This is a genomic window from Streptomyces sp. NPDC026062 (assembly GCF_055568375.1).
This window is the reverse complement of record NZ_JBVHOQ010000005.1, coordinates 139,460-158,565: the sequence shown is the minus strand read 5'-3', so window position 1 is coordinate 158,565 and position 19,106 is coordinate 139,460. Positions and strand designations below refer to the sequence as shown.

The following is a 19,106-nucleotide window of genomic DNA, read 5'->3' as shown; positions in this document are numbered from 1 at the left end:
GGCCCCATGGGCACACCTGAGAGGGGAACGGCGGTCCGGCTCTGGACCGTCCCGCTGCCACTGCGTGCACACGCCGGCGCGTTCGACGCCCTGTCCTTTGAAGAGCACGAGCGCATGGCACGCTACCGCCTGCCGGATGCCGCCCGGGAATTCGGTCTCACGCGCGCCGCGCTGCGCCAGGTTCTGGGACGGCTCCTCGCCACCTCTCCGGCCGGCGTCCGGCTCGAAACCACCTGCGCGCACTGCGGCCGACCGCACGGTCCGCCGCGCCTCCCAGGAGCACCGGACCTGTCCATCTCCGTGTCCCGTACCCGACGTCTGGCCGTGATCGCGATCGGTGGGCCCGGACCGGTCGGTATCGACATCGAGCCGGTCGACACCGCTCCCACCCCCGGCCCGTTCTCGTTCGTCAGTGCCCTCAACGCTCGGGAACGCCAACAGCTCTCCGAGCTCCCTTCGCACCGCAGGCGTCCCTTCTTCCTGAGCAGGTGGGTCTGCAAGGAGGCCTATGCCAAGGCCCTCATGCTCGGCCTCACCCTGGATTTCCGCAGCATCGAACTGCGCTCCTGCGGAGCGGTCACGCTGGCCCACGCCCCGGGGCATCAGGACCTGGCGATCACCCAGCTGTCACTGACCTCACCCACCAGCCGACTACGCTGGACCGCCGCCCTGGCCACGCCACCCCGCCTGCTGTCGGGCAGCAGCCACCACCCGGCCCTTCTGCGGTGGTGCCCTGTACGCACGACGTGCTGTACGGGGCGGCACATGGACCCTCAGGAGGCGACGGCCGGCGTCGGGGTGACTGCCCCGCGTGTGCCCCACACCTGCTTGCGGTAGGTGAACGCCGCGACATAGAGCGCGGGCCGCAGTATGCAGAGTTCCATGAGGGACAGGAACGGTGTCAGCACGATCCAGGAGGCGTAGCCACCACGGCCGGGCACTCGCCCGAAGGCGCCGTGGAGTGTGGTCAGGTACTTGAGGACGAAGAGGTAGAGCAGCTCACGCCAGGGGAACGTGTGCCCCGTGAGCGGAACGTAGACGAACAGATAGCCCGTCGCGATGAGCCACCCGAACATGGAGATCAGCAGCCAGATCTTCATGGCGAGAGCGAGCCCCCGAAGGTTCTGCAGCTCCCACTTCATGTAGAAGAAGTTGCCCTTGGACCAGCGGAGTTGCTGCCGGAAGGCGCCGCGCGGCGTGGTCGGCATCTGGGTGAGTACGACGGCGTCATGCGCCAGGACCACCTCACCTCGTTGCGTCGCGTAGTGGCTCAGGCGCCGGTCGTCGCTGAACGTGCCGCTGGACACGTAGTCGTCGACATTGTCGAAGAGCACTTCCTTGCGGTAGACGGAGAAGGCGCCCGAGCACGGTATGACGACGCCGAACAGAGAACGGGCCCCACGCATCAGCTGGATCGAGACACCGAGATACAGGTCGGTGACCCGGGTGATCAGATTCTGGGTGCGGTTCGTGGTCACCACGTTGCCCGTGACACCCTGAACGCTCGGTTCGGAGAAGGCCCGCATCGCCTTCTCCAGGGCGTCGGGCAGCACAACGGAGTCGGAGTCCACCGTGACCACGAAGTCGAAGTTTTCCGCGTCCACCTGACTCAGCGCGTAGACCTGCGCTTCGCGCTTGCCGCCGTTCTCGGTGCGGTGCCAGACGACTTTCGGGTGTTCGTACCGGCGGGCGGGGGTCGTCGACCCGTCGTCGACCACGTGGATCGCGTCGGGCACCCGGGTCCCTGCGAGCAGCGCATCGATCAGGCGCGCAGATCGTCCGGGCTCTCGTTGTACACGGGGACGATCGCCAGCACGCGGCCCGGGGCCGATGCCCGGCGCTCGAAACTGCGGGGCAGTGCGCCGCAGACGAACAGGGCCAGGATGACGAGGGACGAGGAGGCGAAGAACACCGTGGCCACGTTCCATGTGCCGTGCCAGATCAGCACCGTTCCAGAGATCGACACCCAGCTCCTGGCTGAATGTGGCCATCTCGTTCACCAGGCCGATGTTGACGTAGCGGTATGTGTTCTCCAGCAGCTTCGCGAATTCCGCTTCGCGCGGGCTCTTCGCCTCGACGACCTGGTCGACGAATTGCTCATAGAATTTTCGGGCCGCTGTCGTGCATTCCGTGGTGCAGCCGCCGACGATCTTCGGAGTGTTGTGGATGCCGTACTCCGGGTTGCCCGGGTTGCCCGGGTCGATCCGCTCGGGCGAGAAGGCCAGATGGAAGTCGACGCCCACACGCAGCCCCGACGCCTCCAGGGCCGGGCGCACCACCTCGTCCGTCGTCCCCGGGTACGTGGTTGATTCGAGCACCACCAGCGTGCCCGGCCGCAGCCGTTCCGCCACCGCCGCCACCGCACGGTGCACGGCTCCCAGATCGGGCTCCCCATGCGCGGTCAGAGGGGTGGGGACGCAGGTGACGACGACGCGTGCCTCTGCCAGTACATCGGGATTCGTGGTGGCGGTGAAGCCGTGCTCCCGCATTTCTGTCACGTCGGAATCGGAGAGATCGCCGATATGTGACTTTCCGGAATTGAGTCCGTCGACGACCGCGCTTTCACGGTCGAGCCCCACGACTTTCAGCCGGTTCGCACGGCGTATTGCGCCAGCGGCATTCCCACATATCCGAGCCCGATTACTGCGACATCCGCGGCCTGCCCCTGAAGCATCCGAACGACCTCACTTCAACACTTTGTTTACCCGAGAATGACAACGTAGCAAGGTTTACGCTGCGTTTAACGCGCTCCAAAGACCTCGACGGGCGGGACTTTGGACCGTTCTTCCTCGGGGAGAAAGCCCGCGGGTGCCGAGCGCGCCACCGCGGAGGGGACCCGGCCCGACGTGCGCGCGGACCGGATCGTCAGCGGTTCGGACCACCTCCGGGTGACCACCGGGCGCGGCGAGGCCCGGCCGCATACGGTCGCGCCCGGGCCGGTGGAGTGGCTGATCAGGATTCGGGGCAGAGTGTTTTGCGCAGCCCGAAGTTGAGGTGGCTTCCATCCTCATCGGTCAGGGTGATGCCGTCGTAGGAGAACCGCTGCGCGGCACTGTGGTCCGGGTCCGTCGCACCGCCGTCAAGGGCCGCGCACTGGTTGCGCGCCGCGCTGATGGCCTTGTCCTCGTCGTGGGTGAGGTTGCCGTTGACGTCATGAATGGCTTGGAGGACGGCGGATCGCGCCGCACCCTTGGGCTCGGGTGGTATGCCGGTGTCCTTGGCGGAGTCGCTCTTGTCCGCCGCACCCGACGCCTCGGGTGGCGTGCCGGTGTCCTTGGCGGAGTCGCTCTTGTCCGCTGCCCCCGATGCTTCGGGTGTGGTGCTTCTTGTGGTGCCGGTACTGCTGTCGCTGCCGTCGTCGCTGTTGCAGCCGACGAGGGTGACGGCGAGCAGTACGGCAACGGCCGCGGTCGTGGTACGGATGTGCATGGTCCCCCCTGGTGTGACACGAGTAGGGACATGGTGCGGCCGGCAGGGCGGCAGGGCTTGAGCGGTGAGAGAGTTGTGACTCACTGCGGACGTCTTGTTGCAGAGGCCGCCCGGCCGCCCTGCTCTTCCGTCAGTTCGCCGAAGGGGCCCAGCCGTTGGCCTCGATGCGCCGGGCGTCGGCCGGTCGGCCTTCGTCGAAGACCGTACGGCCGTCGTCCTCGACCCTGAGGGCGTCCACGTACACCCCGCGGCCGACGTACAACTGGTCCGTGGTGTACCGCCAGCGCAGCCGCAACTCCCCGCCGCTCCACCGCGCGAGGTCGGCATCGAGCCGCTGCCAGACCCGGCCCGACCAGCCGGAGACCGAGCCCGCCGGATGTGTCTCCAGCCGCTCCTGCCCCTTCCGCGAAGCCGGGCCTGTGGTGAACGGGACAGGTTGCCAGGTGGCCCCGGCGTCCGCCGAGGCCTCCAGGAAGAGGAAGTCGGAGCCGGGCTCGGTGTCCCACCACAGCGCGCAGCTCAGCCGGGCCCGTGAGGACGCGAGAGCGAGCGGCGGCAGGGCCAAGGTGGCGGACGAGGCGCTGGCCAGACCGGAGAACCATGCCGTACGGCCACGGGCGGGCGGGACGGCGACCGCACGGGCCATCTGGTTGGCGGTGGCGACACGGGGCGCGCTGCCGGAGCGCCAGTTGCGCACGGGGTGGACCGAGTTGCCCAGCACGATCAGAAACGAGTCCGTGGTCGGGTCGAGGACCAGGCTCGTGCCCGTGAACCCGGTGTGGCCCGCCGTGCGCGGTGTGGCCATCGCGCCCATGTACCAGTGCTGGTAGAGCTCGAAGCCGAGGCCGTGCGCGTCACCGGGGAACGCGGTGTTGAAGTCGGTGAACAGCAGATCCACCGAAGCGGCCGAAAGGATCCTCGCGCGGCCGTAGACCCCGCCGTTGAGCAGGGTGCGGGCGAGGATCGCCAGGTCCCAGGCGCAGGAGAAGACCCCGGCGTGGCCCGCGACACCGTCCAGGCTGTACGCGTTCTCGTCGTGGACCTCGCCCCAGACCAGTCCGCGCTCCAGCCCGGACCAGGGGAGCCGGGCGTCCTCGGTCGCGGCGATCTTCGGCTTCCAGGAGGCCGGCGGGTTGTACCGGGTGCGCTGCATCCCGAGCGGAGCGGTGATCTGCTCGCGGAGCAGTACATCCTCGGTGCGGCCGGTGATCTTCTCCAGCACCAGCTGGAGGGAGATCAGATTGAGGTCGGAGTAGAGGTACGCCGTGCCGGGCGGGCTCGCCGGCACCTCGTTCCAGATCAGCTCCAGCTTTCCCTCGCGGGTGGGTGCCTGGTAAAGGGGGATCCAGGCGCGGAAACCAGAGGTGTGCGTGAGCAGCTGACGGATGGTGATGTCCTGCTTGCCGCCCCCGGCGAAGTCGGGGAGGTAGGAGGAGACGGCCGCCTCCAGCTCCAGCGTGCCGCGCTCGATCTGCTGCACGGCCAGGATCGACGTGAACAGCTTCGACACCGATGCCAGGTCGAAGACCGTGTCCTCGGCCATGGGAATCTGCTGGTCCGCCGGGAACTCCACACCGGTGTCGGTCTTCTCGTCGTACGCCGCATAGCGCACGGCCTTGCCGATCGGCCGGTGCAGCGCCACCGTTCCGCCCCGGCCCGCGAGCAGGACGGCGCCCGCGTACCAGGGGTGTTTCGGCACGTCGGCCAGGTACTTCTCCGCCTCGCTGACGAGCTGGTCGAGGGGCTCCTGCAACAGCCCCGCACGGGTGGCCGATCCGCGCCGCAGCGTCGGTCCGGTCCGGACCGCCGGGCTCTCCGCCGCTGCCTCCGTGCCCATGTCCGACGACCCCGCCCCCGATTCCGTGGCAGACGCCGCGGCCGCGAACGGAATGGGCGCCAGGGCGAGTGCGCCGCCCAGGGCCAGCATCCCACTGCCCAGCCTCCGCCGGCTGATGCCTCCGCCCGCCGTGTCCTCGGTCATCCGGAACCCCTTCCTCATGCCTGAAAATAATTTTCGAAAAATTGTCCGAGTCTGAAACTTCCTGCCGAGCCAGAGATTACTGTCACCCCCCTGCCGCCCCGTAGGCCCCGGAGCCACAAAGAATCTGACACAGCATCAGAAAATCTCTTCCCTCGTCTGTCGGACTGCGGCATCCTGCCGCCCATGGAGACGGAGCTGAGCCAAAAACTGGGGATCGAGCACGCCATCTTCGGCTTCACGCCGTTCCCGGCGGTGGCCGCGGCCATCACCCGGGCCGGAGGATTCGGCGTACTCGGCGCGGTCCGCTACACCGCCCCCGACGACCTCGCACGCGACCTCGACTGGATGCAGGAACACACGGACGGCAAGCCCTACGGCCTCGACGTCGTCATGCCCGCCAAGAAGGTGGAAGGCGTGAGCGAGGCCGATGTGGAGGCCATGATCCCGCCCGGTCACCGCAAGTTCGTCCAGGAGACCCTCACCAGACACGGAGTTCCCGAACTCGCCGAAGGAGAGGCCTCGGGCTGGCGTATCACGGGCTGGATGGAGGAGGTCGCCCGCAACCAGCTCGACGTGGCGTTCGACTACCCCATCAAGCTCCTCGCCAACGCGCTGGGCTCACCGCCCGCCGATGTCATCGCCCGAGCCCACGGCCACGACGTCCTCGTCGCGGCCCTCGCCGGCAGCGCCCGGCACGCCCGCCACCACGCGGACGCGGGCATCGACATCGTCGTCGCCCAGGGATACGAGGCCGGAGGCCACACCGGCGAGATCGCCTCCATGGTCCTCGTCCCGGACGTGGTCGACGCCGTGGGCCCGCTTCCGGTCCTTGCCGCAGGCGGCATCGGCAGCGGCGAACAGATCGCCGCCGGACTCGCCCTGGGAGCCCAGGGCGTCTGGCTCGGCTCCCTCTGGCTCACCACCGAGGAGGCCGACATGCACTCCCGGGCGCTGACCGCCAAACTCCTCGCCGCAGGTTCCGGCGACACCGTCCGCTCGCGTGCCCTCACCGGGAAACCCGCACGCCAGCTGCGTACCGAATGGACGGACGCCTGGGACGACCCGTCGGGACCCGGCACCCTGCCCATGCCACTCCAGGGACTTCTGGTCGCCGAGGCGGTCTCCCGTATCCAGAAGTACGAGACGGACGCACTGCTCGGCACGCCCGTCGGTCAGATCGTCGGCCGGATGAACACCGAACGCAGCGTCCAGGCCGTCTTCGACGACCTGACCCTCGGCTTCGAGCGGGCCATTGACCGGATCAACCGCATCGCCGGACGGAGCGCCTCATGAACCAGCCGCCCAACGGTTTCTGGGCCCAGGCCACGGCCGACCCCGACCGCGAAGTCCTCGTCGCACCCGACGGCGAGAACTGGACGGCGGGCCGGCTGCACGCCGAGGCCAACCGCATGGTCCACGGACTGCGCGCGGCGGGGCTGGAAGAGGGCGACGCCTTCGCCGTCGTGCTGCCCAACGGAGTCGAATTCCTCACCGCCTACCTCGCCGCCTCGCAGGCCGGGTTCTACCTCGTCCCCGTCAACCACCATCTCGTGGGGCCGGAGATCGCCTGGATCGTCTCCGACTCCGGCGCCAAGGTGCTCATCGCCCACGAACGCTTCGCCCAGGCCGCGACGGCCGCCGCCGACGAGGCGGAACTGCCCGCGAGCCACCGCTACGGAGTCGGCGCGGTCAACGGCTTCCGTCCGTACGCCGAACTGCTGGAGAACCGGCCGGTCTCGCCCCCTGAGGGGCGCACGCTCGGCTGGGTCATGAACTACACCTCCGGCACGACCGGCCGCCCGCGGGGCATCCGCCGTCCGCTGCCGGGAAAGCTCCCCGAGGAGAGCTATCTCGGCGGATTTCTCGGCATCTTCGGCATCAAGCCGTTCGACGGCAACGTCCACCTGGTCTGCTCGCCGCTCTACCACACCGCCGTGCTGCAGTTCGCGGGCGCCGCCCTGCACATCGGCCACCCCCTCGTCCTGATGGACAAGTGGTCGCCCGAGGAGATGCTGCGGGCGATGGACACCCACCGCTGCACCCACACACACATGGTCCCGACCCAGTTCCACCGTCTCCTCGCCCTCCCGGACGAGGTGAAACAGGCGTACGACGTGACGGCGATGCGGCATGCGATCCACGGCGCGGCCCCCTGCCCCGACCATGTCAAACGGGCCATGATCGACTGGTGGGGCGGGTGCGTCGAGGAGTACTACGCTGCGAGCGAGGGGGGCGGTGCCTTCGCCACCGCCGACGACTGGCTCAAGAAGCCGGGCACCGTCGGCCGTGCCTGGCCGATCAGCGAACTCGCGGTCTTCGACGACGACGGCAACCGGCTCGGGCCGGGCGAACTCGGCACCGTGTACATGAAGATGAGCACCGGCGGCTTCAGCTACCACAAGGACGAGGGCAAGACGAGGAAGAACCGCATCGGTGACTACTTCACCGTCGGCGACCTCGGCGTGCTGGACGAGGACGGCTACCTCTTCCTCCGCGACCGCAAGATCGACATGATCATCTCCGGCGGGGTGAACATCTATCCCGCCGAGATCGAGAGCGCCCTGCTGACCCACCCCGCGGTCGCCGACGCCGCCGTCTTCGGAATTCCGCACGCCGACTGGGGCGAGGAGGTCAGAGCCGTCGTCGAAGCCGCCGAGGGACACGAGGCGGGCGACGATCTGGCCGCCGGGATCCTCGCACACTGTGCGGATCTGCTCGCCGGTTACAAGCGTCCCAAGTCCCTCGGCTTCATCACGACGATGCCCCGCGACCCCAACGGCAAGCTGTACAAAAGGCGGTTGCGCGAACCGTACTGGGAGGGGCACAGCTGAAGCCCGTACCCGGGCGAACGGGGGCCGGGCTGCCTCATGGCCGCACGGTGACGGCACGGGCCCCGGGACTCCGCCGACCCCGTGGCCGCGCCGGACCGCGGAGGTCCAGGGACCGGCGGAATGTGAATGGGGCTGCCGCCGTCCACGCACCCGCACCACCCGAGGCGCCTCGGCAGGCCGGGACGTCATGGGCCGCTCACCCGGCACGCCCCTACGTCCGCCGACGTCCCGGCAGACAACCGGACCCTTGACCTGGGGGCCCGGGCCGCACAGGATCACGCCATGACCGGTGTACGCAGCAGCACAGTCGACGGCGTCGTGACCCGCAGCGCACGGCGCACCCCCGAGCGCACCGCCCTGCGGTACGCCGACCGGGCCTGGACCTACCGGGGTCTCGACGAGGCGGTCAGTACCGCGGCCGCCGTCCTCATGGACGGCCACGGGCTGCACCCGGGGGACCGGGTGGCCTCCTACGCCCACAACTCCGACGCGTACCTGATCGCGTACCTCGCCTGCGCCCGGGCCGGACTTGTCCATGTGCCCGTCAACCAGAACCTGACGGGCGAGGACCTCGCGTACATCCTGAGCCAGTCCGGCAGCTCCCTGGTCCTCACCGACCCGGACCTCGCGGGCCGCGTCCCGCAGGGGTACGCGCTCCGGCCCTTGCGCGACGCCCCCGGCTCCCTCCTGGACGATCTCGGCACCCCGCGCCCCTTCGAGCCCGCGCACGAACCGGCCGCCGACGACCTCGTGCAGCTGCTGTACACCTCCGGCACCACCGCGCTGCCCAAGGGCGCGATGATGACGCACCGCGCCCTCGTCCACGAGTACGTCAGCGCCGTCACCGCCCTCGACCTGCGCCCCTGCGACCGGCCCGTGCACGCCCTGCCCCTGTACCACTCCGCGCAGATGCACGTGTTCCTGCTGCCGTACCTCGCCGTCGGCGCCGAGAACACGATTCTCGACGCCCCGGACGCGGCCCGGATCTTCGACCTGGTCGAGTCGGGCCGGGCCGACAGCCTCTTCGCCCCGCCCACTGTCTGGATCGGCCTCGCCAACCACCCGGACTTCGCGGCGCGTGATCTCGCCGGACTGCGCAAGGCCTACTACGGGGCGTCGATCATGCCCGTCCCGGTGCTCGAACGCCTTCGCGAGCGCCTTCCGGCACTGGCCTTCTACAACTGTTTCGGCCAGAGCGAGATCGGCCCGCTCGCCACCGTCCTCGGACCGGACGAGCACGAGGGCCGGATGGACTCCTGCGGCCGGCCCGTCCTCTTCGTCGAGGCCAAGGTCGTCGACGAGAACGGCAAGGACGTCCCCGACGGCACGGCGGGCGAGGTGGTCTACCGCTCACCCCAGCTGTGCAGCGGCTACTGGGACAAGCCCGAGGAGAGCGCCGAGGCGTTCCGCGACGGCTGGTTCCACTCCGGAGACCTCGCCGTCCGTGACCCGGAGGGCTACTTCACCGTCGTCGACCGGGTGAAGGACGTCATCAACTCAGGCGGCGTCCTCGTCGCCTCGCGTCAGGTGGAGGACGCGCTCTACACCCACTTGGCCGTTGCCGAGGTGGCGGTCGTCGGACTGCCCGACGAGCGCTGGATCGAGGCGGTCACCGCCGTTGTCGTGCTGCGCGGGGAGGCCACCGAGGCCGAACTGATCAGCCACGCCCGTGAGAGAATCGCCCACTTCAAGGCTCCCAAGCGGATCGTGTTCGTGGACGGCCTCCCGCGCAACGCCAGCGGAAAGATTCTCAAGCGGGAGCTCCGCGACCGCTTCGCCTGACGAGGGCGCGGGGCGTCACCTTCCCGGCCGCTCCCGCTCGTCAACGATCCGACGGAACTTGCCGACCGACCGTTCCAGTGTCTCGGGATCGAGGATCTCGACCCCGACCGAGACCCCGATCCCGTCCTTGACGGCCGCCGCGACCGACGCGGCGGCCGCTGCCCGCTGCTCCGCGGTCGCCCCGGCCCGCGCCTCCGCCCGCACCGTCAGCACGTCCAGCCGCCCCTCACGGGTCAGCCGGAGCTGGAAGTGCGGCGACACGCCCGGCGTACGGAGCACGATCTCCTCGATCTGGGTCGGGAAGAGGTTCACCCCGCGCAGGATCACCAGATCGTCACTGCGCCCGGTGACCTTCTCCATGCGCCGGAATACGCGGGCCGTGCCGGGCAGCAGCCGGGTGAGGTCGCGGGTCCGGTAGCGGATCACCGGCATGGCCTCCTTGGTGAGCGAGGTGAACACCAATTCGCCCTCCGCGCCCTCCGGAAGTACCTCGCCGGTGAACGGGTCGACCACCTCGGGGTAGAAGTGGTCCTCCCAGATGTGCAGACCGTCCTTCGTCTCCACGCACTCCTGCGCCACACCGGGCCCCATCACCTCGGACAGTCCGTATATGTCGACCGCGTCGATCGCGAACCGTTCCTCGATCTCGCGGCGCATCTCCTCGGTCCACGGCTCTGCGCCGAAGACGCCCACCTTCAGCGATGTCGTCCGAGGATCGACGCCCTGCCGCTCGAACTCGTCGAGGAGCGTGAGCATGTAGGACGGTGTCACCATGATGATCTCGGGCCGGAAGTCCTGGATGAGCCGCACCTGCCGGGCCGTCATGCCGCCCGAGGCCGGAATGACCGTGCAGCCCAGCCGCTCCGCTCCGTAGTGCGCGCCCAGGCCGCCGGTGAAGAGCCCGTAACCGTACGCGACATAGACCTTCTGTCCCGGCCGCCCGCCGGCTGCCCTGATCGAGCGGGCCACCACATCCGCCCAGATGTCCAGATCTCTCTCGGTGTAGCCGACGACCGTCGGTCGTCCCGTCGTCCCGCTGGAGGCGTGGATCCGGCGCACCCGCTCCTCGGGCACCGCGAACATCCCGAACGGGTAGTTGTCGCGCAGATCGGCCTTGGTGGTGAACGGGAAGCGGGCCAGATCAGCCAGTGAGCGGCAGTCGTCCGGACGCAGCCCCGCCCGGTCGAACGCCTGCCGGTAGTGGTCCACCCGGTCGTAGGCGTGGCGCAGGGTGGCCCGGAGCCGCTCCAGCTGCAGCGCTTCCAGTTCCTCGCGGCCCATTCGTTCCGCCGCGTCCAGCAGAGCCGTCATACGGATCTCCCTCTTCCCGTGCGCACCGTTCGGGCGACCGATCATTCGGTCGTTTCTCCCGGGAGCAGTAATTCAGGATCTTCCCCCACGTGGCAAGGGGGGTGACACATCCGGTTCGCGCTGCGGCTACGCCCGTACCGAACACGCCTGCGTCACCCGGTCGGCCCTGTTTGGATGGGTCCATGCCGACTTTCCACACATACGACGAGACCGAGCTCGCCTATCACGTCTTGGGGGAGGGCGCACCGCTGATCTGTCTCCCGGGCGGCGCGATGAGAGCCGGCGCCTACCTCGGGGACCTCGGCGGGCTCTCCGCCACGCGACAGCTGGTCGTTCTCGATCTGCGCGGGACCGGGGACTCCGCCGTACCGGACGACGTCACCACCTACCGCTGCGACCGGCTCGTCGAGGACGTCGAGGCGTTGCGCCTGCACCTCGGCCTCGAACGCGTCGACCTGCTCGCCCACTCGGCCGCCGGGGACCTCGCCGCGCTCTACGCGGCCCGGTACCCCCACGCGCTGCGGAGCCTGGTCCTCGTGTCGCCCACCACCCGGGCTGTCGGCTTCGCGTTCGCCGAGCGCGAGGCCCGTGAGGCCGCCGCGCTCCGCCGGTCGGAATCCTGGTACGCGCAGGCGCTCTTGGCCCTGGAAGAGATCTGGGCGGGGCGGCTCACCGATGAACTCCGTACCGGGGCGAGGCCGTTCCTGTACGGACGCTGGGACGCCGCCGCGCAGGCCCACGCCGCCCTGTCCGCGCGGCAGATCAACGCCGAGGCGGCTCGGGCCTATTACGGACAGGGGGCGTTCGACCCGCCGGCGACGGTCGCCGCGCTGCGGGAGTTCCCGGCCCCGGTGCTCGTCCTCGCCGGAGAGTACGACGGTGTGTCCACGCCCGACCGCGGAGCCGAACTCGCGGCGCTCTTCCCGGAGTCCGAGTTCGCCGTGCAGCGGGCCGCCGGACACTTCCCCTGGCTGGACGACCCCGGCGCGTTCACCCGTACAGTCACCGCGTTCCTGGACCCGGATGTGCACAGTGTGCAGGCAGGCGGAATCCGTCTTGCCTACCGGGCGTGGGGGGACCCCTCCGCGCCGCCCGTCGTCCTGGTCCATGGACGCTGCGGCGACAGTACGACGTGGACCACCGTCGCCGAACGACTCGCCGCACGGCACCGGGTGTTCGCCTTCGACTTCCGCGGCCACGGACTCAGCGACTGGCCCGGCCGCTACTCCTTCGAGCTGTTCCGCGATGATCTGCACGCCTTCCTGGAGGCCCGGAACCTATCCGGTGCCACCGTCGTCGGGCACTCCATGGGCGGCGCCGCCGCCTATCTGCTCGCCGAGCGGCAGCCAGGACTGATCGGCCGCCTCGTCATCGAGGAGGCGCCGCCGCCCTTCCCGCTCGACCCGCCCCGCCCACCCGCCGAACACCCCGGCGGAGAGCTGGACTTCGACTGGCCCGTCATTCCCTCCACCGATGCCCAGCTCAACGAACCCGGCACGGAGGCCCGCGAGCGCCTGGGTGAGATCACCGCACCCACGCTCGTCATCGGCGGCGGGCCCACGAGCCAGATCGCCCAGGAGGACCTCGCCTGGATGGCACGCCAGATCCCCGGCGCCCGGCTCGTCACCATCGAGGCGGGTCATCTCGTGCACGACGAACGACCGGAGGAATTCCTCGCGGCCCTCCGGTCGTTCGGCGTCGGCTGATCCCGGCGCGCACCCCCGCCGTCAGTCCCGGCGCAACAGGGCCACCATGACCTCGTACAGCGCCGCCTCGGCGTCCTCGACGCCCGACTCCGCCCGCCAGGCGACGAACCCGTCGGGGCGCACCACCACGGCGCCCTCGGCGCTCGTCCCGTGGGCCTCGGCCCACTCGGCACCGGCCTCCGGCTCCAGATCGGATCCCGGGCCGGTGCCGATCCCGAACGCGGCGAGCCGCACTCCCAGCCGCTCGCCGACCCGTGCGGCCGCCTGCCGCCACGCCACGTCGGACGCGTCGGTGAGCAGCACGAACGACCGCTCGTACAGGTCAAGCGTGGAGATCCGCTCACCGGCGCGGCGGACCCACAAGTGCGGTGCCCTGCTGCCCGGTTCACCCGACAGCTGCACGCCCTCGGGCACCACGGGCCACTCCGGGCCGATGCCCAGCACGGCGCCGTCCACATAGCGGTAGCCCAGCGCCACGTTCAGCATCCCGCCCCGCTTCCCGCCGCCCACGGTCGGCGGCGCCGCGTACCCGGGGTGGCTGTGCTCGCCGGAACGCGCCGAGGCCCGCTCGCTCGTCGCCCGTGCCACCGGCCGCCGCTCCGCCTCGTACGTGTCCAGCAGACCCGGACCCGCCTCACCCCGCAGCACCGCCGCGAGCTTCCACGCCAGGTTGTGCGCGTCCTGGATGCCGGTGTTGGAGCCGAACGCCCCGGTGGGCGACATCTCGTGCGCCGAGTCGCCGGCGAGGAAGACCCGGCCCCGTGAGTAGCGGTCCGCCACCCGCTCCGCCGCGTGCCACGGCGCCTTGCCCGTGATCTCGACGTCGAGGTCCGGCGCTCCGACGGCCTTGCGGATGTGCGCCGCACACCGCTCGTCCGTGAAGTCCTCCAGCGTCTCGCCGCGGCCCGGCTGCCACGGCGCGTGGAACACCCACTCCCGCTCGTTGTCCACCGGCAGCAGCGCGCCGTCCGCTTCCGGATTGGTCAGGTAGCACACGATGAAACGCCGGTCGCCCAGCACATCGGCGAGCGCACGGGACCGGAAGGTGACGCTCACATTGTGGAACAGCTCCCCAGCACCCGAACGGCCGATGCGCAACTGCTCGCGGACCGGGCTGCGCGGACCGTCGGCGGCGATCAGGTAGTCCGCCCGCACGGTCGTGTGCTCACCCGTGTCCCGGTTCTTCAGGACCGCCCCGACCCCTTCCCCGTCCGGGTCGAACGAGAGCAGCTCGGTGGAGAACCGCAGATCGCCGCCCTGCTGCCGGGCCCGGTCCAGAAGGACCGGCTCCAGATCGTTCTGGCTGCACAGACACCAGCCGCTCGGGCTGAAGCGGGCGAGTGCGCCACCCGGGTCGATTTCCTTGAACAGCCACTCCTGGTCGTCGCCGGTCAGTGAACCGGCTTGCAGAATGCCGTGGTTCTCCGCCAGGACCGAGGCCGCCGCACGAATCTGCGGCTCCACCCCGGCCCTGCGGAAGATCTCCATCGTGCGGACGTTGTTGCCGCGGCCCCGCGGATGTGTCGAGGTCGCGGCGTGCTTCTCGACCAGCAGGTGCTCGACGCCGAGCCGGCCGAGGAAAAGGGACGCGGACAGGCCCACCAGGGAGCCGCCCACGATGAGGACCGGTACTTGGACGTCGACGTTCTCGTTCATGAGTTGCTCCAGCTCGGACGCCGTACAGATGCAGTGTTCATGCCCTCGTCGGAGCCTTGTCGGAGCGGTTCGGACGCCCGCTCACCTGAACGGTTCATAAATCTCGCGTCACCCGGACCAGCGTTTCACGATCGGTCACGGAGACGTCGCCCACAGTCCGGGCGGACTGTGCGCACCCGCCGGGAGATACCCCGCTCCGCCCCTCGACAGTTCCTCACCGGCACCCGGCCGGTTCTCCCCTCGTCTCGAAGGAGTTCGCAAGATGACCACCACCCTCTCGGAACGGACCTCCCAGTCCGCCTTCGACGGATCAAGGCTGCGGGTCATCCTGCTGCTTGACCTGCACGACGGCGCCCAGAAGCAGTTCCTGGAGGCGTACGAGCACATGCGCAACCAGGTCGCCGCGATCCCCGGCCACATCAGCGACCAGCTGTGCCAGTCCATCGAGAACCCGTCCCAGTGGCTCATCACCAGCGAGTGGGAGAGTGCACCGCCCTTCCTCGCCTGGGTGAACAGCGAGGACCACGTCGCCACGGTCCAGCCCTTGCACAGCTGCGTACGTGACACCCGCTCGCTGCGCTTCAGCGTCCTGCGCGAGACGGGCGCGGCCTTCGAGGAGAGCTTCGAGCCCGTCAAGGGCGGTCTTCAGGCCGCGCCCCGCCTCGGGGACGGGGTGGTGCGCCACGCGCTGACCTTCACCGTCAAGCCGGGCACCGAGGAAATCGTCGCGAAGATCCTCGCCGACTACGACTCCCCGCAGGCCCGGGTCGACGAGCACACCCGACTGCGTCGCACCTCGCTGTTCATGCACGGCAACCGGGTGGTGCGTGCGGTCGAGGTCGAGGGCGACCTCCTCGCGGCCCTGCGCCATGTGTCCCGGCAGCCCGAGGTCCGGGCCGTCGAGGAGGCGATCAACCCGTACCTGGAGCAGGACCGCGACCTGGCCGACCCCGACTCCGCCCGTATGTTCTTCACCCGAGCGGCCCTGCCCACCGTCCACCATGTGACGACGGGCCGTCACGCGGCCGGGGAGTGCAAGCGCCACGCGCTGTTCTACCAGGCCAAGGAGGGCTGCGGGATGGCACTGGCCCGCCTCCTTGCCGAGCACGACGAGGAGGAGGCCGACAACACCGGCAGCCCCATCGACAGCAGCACGATTTTCCAGCGCGACGACATCGTGGTCCGCCTCCTCGAAGTGAGCGGCCCGCTCGACGCCCAGCCCGCTCAGGCGCTCGGCATCCACGGCCCCGGCAAGGCGGCCCGCCTCGCCCGTCTTCTCGACGGTGAGGCCAATGCCGTGCCGACCACCGACCAGGACGCCGCGCGCTTCCTCGCCCGGTCCGAGATGCGCCTCATCACCGACCGGCGTGCCGCGGAGTCCTGAGCCGCGCGGCAGCACCTTGGGGGGTTCTCGCTCAACCCGTCGGAACAACGCGCAATGCGCCAGGAGGAAAGCAGTCATGACCATGCACCGGCCACGCATCGTGGACCTCAGCGAGACCCAGCCCAACCGCAGGCGTGGAGGTGACCTGCGCGCGCTGCTCACTCCAACGGCCGTGGGCGCCACCAGCGGCTTCATGGGTCTGGCCATCGTTCAGCCCGGCGACCGCATCGGTGAGCACTACCACCCGTACTCCGAGGAGTTCGTGTACGTGGTGAACGGGCTCCTGGAGGTCGACCTGGACGGTGAACCGCACGCGATGCGGCCCGACCAGGGACTGCTGATCCCCCCGCACGTCCGCCACCGATTCCGCAACGTGGGCGACGTGGAGGCGCGCATGGTCTTCCACCTCGGGCCGCTCGCCCCCCGCCCGGAACTCGGCCACGTCGACACCGAGGTCACCGAATCGGCCGAGCGGGGCGCGCCGCCAGAACGAACCGAGGCCGCCTCATGACCCGGCGCGTGGCCGTCACCGGTGTCGGCGTCGTCGCTCCTGGCGGCATCGGCACCCCGGCCTTCTGGGACCTCCTCTCCAACGGCCGCACCGCGACCCGGGGCATCACACTCTTCGACCCGGCCGGATTCCGGTCCCGGATCGCCGCCGAGTGCGACTTCGACCCGGCTGCGTACGGACTGGACGAGGAAGAGGTCGCCCGCGCGGACCGCTATGTGCAGTTCGCGATGGTGGCCGCCCGCGAGGCACTCGCCGACGCGGGCCTCGACCCGGAGCGGACCGACCCGTGGCGCATGGGCGTCTCGCTCGGCACCGCGGTGGGCGGAACCACCCGGCTGGAGCACGACTACGTCGCCGTCAGCGGCAGCGGAGCGCGCTGGGACGTCGACCACCGTCCGGCCGGCCGCCACCTGGAACGTGCCTTCTCTCCCAGTTCGCTGGCCTCGGCCGTCGCCGAACAGGTCGGCGCGCACGGACCGGTCCAGACGGTCTCCACAGGCTGCACCTCCGGGCTCGACGCGATCGGCTACGCCTTCCACTCCATCGAGGAGGGCCGCGTCGATGTGTGCATCGCCGGGGCCTCGGACTCGCCGATCACCCCGATCACCGTGGCGTGCTTCGACGCGATCAAGGCGACCTCGCCCAACAACGAGGACCCGGAGCACGCCTCCAGGCCCTTCGACTCCCGCCGCGACGGCTTCGTGATGGGTGAGGGCGGAGCCGTACTCGTCCTGGAGGAACTGGAGCACGCCCGTGCTCGCGGCGCGACGGTGTACTGCGAGATCGCGGGCTACGCGACCTTCGGGAACGCCTATCACATGACCGGGCTGACTCCGGAGGGCCTGGAGATGGCGGAGGCCATCAACCGCGCCCTCGGGCACGCCGGGATCGCCGCGTCCGACATCGACTACGTCAACGCGCACGGCTCGGGCACCAAGCAGAACGACCGGCACGAGACCGCCGCCGTGAAGCGGGCACTCGGCGCACACGCCCACGACGTGCCGATGAGCTCCATCAAGTCGATGGTGGGCCATTCGCTCGGAGCGATCGGTGCGATAGAGATCGCCGCCTGTGTACTCGCGCTGGTCCACCAGACGGTGCCGCCGACGGCGAACTACGAGTCCCCGGACCCCGAGTGCGACCTCGACTACGTACCCCGCACCGCGCGTCCGCTGAAACTGCGCAGCGTCCTGTCGGTCGGCAGCGGATTCGGCGGATTCCAGTCCGCGGTGGCCCTGACCAGAAGCGGTGGGAGGACACCATGAGCACCCGCAAGGCCCGGCGCACCGTCGTCACCGGCATCGGCGTCGTCGCCCCCAACGGCACGAGCACCGAATCCTTCTGGAAACGTACGCAGGAAGGCCTGAGCGTCCTGGACCGGGTCACCCGCGAGGGGTGCGAGGACCTGCCGCTGCACGTGGCCGGCGAGGTAAGGGGTTTCGACCCCGTCTCGCTGATCGAGGAGCGCTACCTCGTGCAGACCGACCGGTTCACGCACTTCGCGATGGCCGCGGCCGACATGGCCCTGGACGACGCCCGGCTGGGCCGCGCGGACTACGAGAACGCGCCGTTCAGCGTGGGCGTGGTGACCGCCGCCGGTTCCGGTGGCGGCGAGTTCGGCCAGCGCGAGCTGCAACGGCTGTGGGGCCAGGGTTCCAAGTACGTCGGCCCCTACCAGTCGATCGCCTGGTTCTACGCGGCCAGCACCGGCCAGATCTCGATCCGGGGTGGTTTCAAGGGGCCGTGTGCGGTGGTGGCCAGCGACGAGGCCGGCGGCCTCGACGCCCTGGCGCACGCCGACCGGACGGTCAGGCGCGGCACCGACGCCGTGGTGGTGGGCGCGGCCGAGGCTCCGCTCGCGCCCTACTCCGTCGTCTGCCAGCTCGGCTACCGGGACCTGAGCGCCGCCGAGGACCCGACGCGGGCCTACCGCCCGTTCACCTCGGACGCCTGCGGATTCGTGCCCGCCGAGGGCGGCGCGATGTTCGTGGTCGAGGAGGAGGGCGCGGCCCGGGAGCGCGGTGCCCGGGTCCGGGCCGAACTCTCCGGTCACGCGGCCACCTTCACCACCGCGATGCGGTGGGAGGAGTCCCGCGAGGGTCTCGCCCACGCCATCGAGGGCGCACTGCGGGAGGCCGGGTGCGCGCCCGAGGAAATCGACGTGGTCTTCGCGGACGCCCTCGGTGTCCCCGCCGCCGACCGGGCCGAGGCCCTGGCCCTGGCCGACGCGCTCGGAGCACACGGCCGGCGCGTCCCGGTGACCGCACCCAAGACCGGCACCGGACGGGCCTACTGCGGCGCCCCTGTCCTCGACGCCGCCGCCGCCGTCCTCGCCATGGAGGACGGCCTGATCCCGCCCACACCCAACGTGTTCGAGGTCTGCCACGACCTCGACCTGGTCATGGGCCGGGCCCGCCCCGCCGAACTGCGCACGGCCCTCGTGCTCAGCCGCGGCCTCATGGGCTCGAACGCGGCGATGGTGCTCCGGCGCCCCGCGTAGGCCTCACCGACACCC

Annotated in this window: 14 protein-coding genes; 9 read left to right on the top strand and 5 right to left on the bottom strand. The window is 70.1% G+C overall.

Annotated elements, in window-relative coordinates; translation table 11 throughout:
• Positions 1–6: 6 nt before the first annotated feature.
• Positions 7–837, top strand: coding sequence for a 4'-phosphopantetheinyl transferase family protein (locus ACZ4LX_RS06435; RefSeq protein ID WP_467638953.1), 831 nt, complete (start codon positions 7–9; stop codon positions 835–837).
• Here the strand turns inward: ACZ4LX_RS06435 and ACZ4LX_RS06430 are convergent.
• The 3 genes from ACZ4LX_RS06430 to ACZ4LX_RS06420 all read right to left on the bottom strand — a co-directional run bounded on the left by ACZ4LX_RS06430 (position 774) and on the right by ACZ4LX_RS06420 (position 5,410).
• Positions 774–2,579: a nucleotide sugar dehydrogenase gene (locus ACZ4LX_RS06430; protein WP_467638956.1), complete on the bottom strand. Its 1,806-nt coding sequence runs from the start codon at positions 2,577–2,579 to the stop codon at positions 774–776. The two genes, ACZ4LX_RS06435 and ACZ4LX_RS06430, sit on opposite strands and share 64 nt — an antisense overlap.
• A gap of 373 nt (positions 2,580–2,952) precedes the next feature.
• Complete coding sequence (locus ACZ4LX_RS06425; protein ID WP_467638959.1) at positions 2,953–3,429, bottom strand: hypothetical protein; 477 nt, start codon at positions 3,427–3,429, stop codon at positions 2,953–2,955.
• Positions 3,430–3,559: 130 nt separating this feature from the next.
• Positions 3,560–5,410: a serine hydrolase domain-containing protein gene (locus ACZ4LX_RS06420; protein ID WP_467638962.1), complete on the bottom strand. Its 1,851-nt coding sequence runs from the start codon at positions 5,408–5,410 to the stop codon at positions 3,560–3,562.
• Positions 5,411–5,593: 183 nt separating this feature from the next.
• On the opposite strand from ACZ4LX_RS06420, the gene ACZ4LX_RS06415 reads away from it, so the two are divergent.
• The 3 genes from ACZ4LX_RS06415 (at position 5,594) to ACZ4LX_RS06405 (ending at position 10,023) form a co-directional block, all read left to right on the top strand.
• Positions 5,594–6,703 carry an NAD(P)H-dependent flavin oxidoreductase gene (locus ACZ4LX_RS06415; protein WP_467638965.1) on the top strand — a complete coding sequence of 370 codons (1,110 nt, stop codon included), beginning with the start codon at positions 5,594–5,596 and terminating at the stop codon, positions 6,701–6,703.
• Positions 6,700–8,241, top strand: coding sequence for an acyl-CoA synthetase (locus ACZ4LX_RS06410; protein WP_467638968.1), 1,542 nt, complete (start codon positions 6,700–6,702; stop codon positions 8,239–8,241). The genes ACZ4LX_RS06415 and ACZ4LX_RS06410 overlap by 4 nt, the downstream gene beginning before the upstream one ends.
• A 282-nt stretch (positions 8,242–8,523) precedes the next feature.
• Positions 8,524–10,023, top strand: coding sequence for an acyl-CoA synthetase (locus tag ACZ4LX_RS06405; RefSeq protein ID WP_467638971.1), 1,500 nt, complete (start codon positions 8,524–8,526; stop codon positions 10,021–10,023).
• 15 nt (positions 10,024–10,038) lie between these two features.
• Here ACZ4LX_RS06405 and paaK read toward each other — a convergent pair whose 3' ends face one another.
• The gene (gene paaK, locus ACZ4LX_RS06400; RefSeq protein WP_467638974.1) at positions 10,039–11,334 is read right to left on the bottom strand and encodes a phenylacetate--CoA ligase PaaK; all 1,296 of its coding nucleotides are present in this window, start codon (positions 11,332–11,334) and stop codon (positions 10,039–10,041) included.
• A 182-nt stretch (positions 11,335–11,516) separates the two neighbouring features.
• Here paaK and ACZ4LX_RS06395 point away from each other — a divergent pair, with 182 nt between their 5' ends.
• Positions 11,517–13,040 carry an alpha/beta fold hydrolase gene (locus ACZ4LX_RS06395; RefSeq protein ID WP_467638977.1) on the top strand — a complete coding sequence of 508 codons (1,524 nt, stop codon included), beginning with the start codon at positions 11,517–11,519 and terminating at the stop codon, positions 13,038–13,040.
• A 21-nt stretch (positions 13,041–13,061) separates the two neighbouring features.
• Here ACZ4LX_RS06395 and ACZ4LX_RS06390 read toward each other — a convergent pair whose 3' ends face one another.
• Positions 13,062–14,696, bottom strand: a complete 1,635-nt coding sequence (locus tag ACZ4LX_RS06390; RefSeq protein WP_467638980.1) for an FAD-dependent oxidoreductase — start codon at positions 14,694–14,696, stop codon at positions 13,062–13,064.
• Between the two features lie 262 nt (positions 14,697–14,958).
• Here ACZ4LX_RS06390 and ACZ4LX_RS06385 point away from each other — a divergent pair, with 262 nt between their 5' ends.
• The 4 genes from ACZ4LX_RS06385 (at position 14,959) to ACZ4LX_RS06370 (ending at position 19,091) form a co-directional block, all read left to right on the top strand.
• Positions 14,959–16,080 carry a SchA/CurD-like domain-containing protein gene (locus ACZ4LX_RS06385; protein ID WP_467638983.1) on the top strand — a complete coding sequence of 374 codons (1,122 nt, stop codon included), beginning with the start codon at positions 14,959–14,961 and terminating at the stop codon, positions 16,078–16,080.
• 76 nt (positions 16,081–16,156) lie between these two features.
• The gene (locus ACZ4LX_RS06380; RefSeq protein ID WP_359079799.1) at positions 16,157–16,591 is read left to right on the top strand and encodes a cupin domain-containing protein; all 435 of its coding nucleotides are present in this window, start codon (positions 16,157–16,159) and stop codon (positions 16,589–16,591) included.
• Positions 16,588–17,856 carry a beta-ketoacyl-[acyl-carrier-protein] synthase family protein gene (locus tag ACZ4LX_RS06375; protein ID WP_467638987.1) on the top strand — a complete coding sequence of 423 codons (1,269 nt, stop codon included), beginning with the start codon at positions 16,588–16,590 and terminating at the stop codon, positions 17,854–17,856. The genes ACZ4LX_RS06380 and ACZ4LX_RS06375 overlap by 4 nt, the downstream gene beginning before the upstream one ends.
• Positions 17,853–19,091 (top strand): beta-ketoacyl synthase N-terminal-like domain-containing protein, encoded by a 1,239-nt coding sequence (locus tag ACZ4LX_RS06370; RefSeq protein ID WP_467638990.1) that lies wholly within the window; start codon positions 17,853–17,855, stop codon positions 19,089–19,091. The genes ACZ4LX_RS06375 and ACZ4LX_RS06370 overlap by 4 nt, the downstream gene beginning before the upstream one ends.
• The last annotated feature ends 15 nt before the right edge of the window (positions 19,092–19,106 follow it).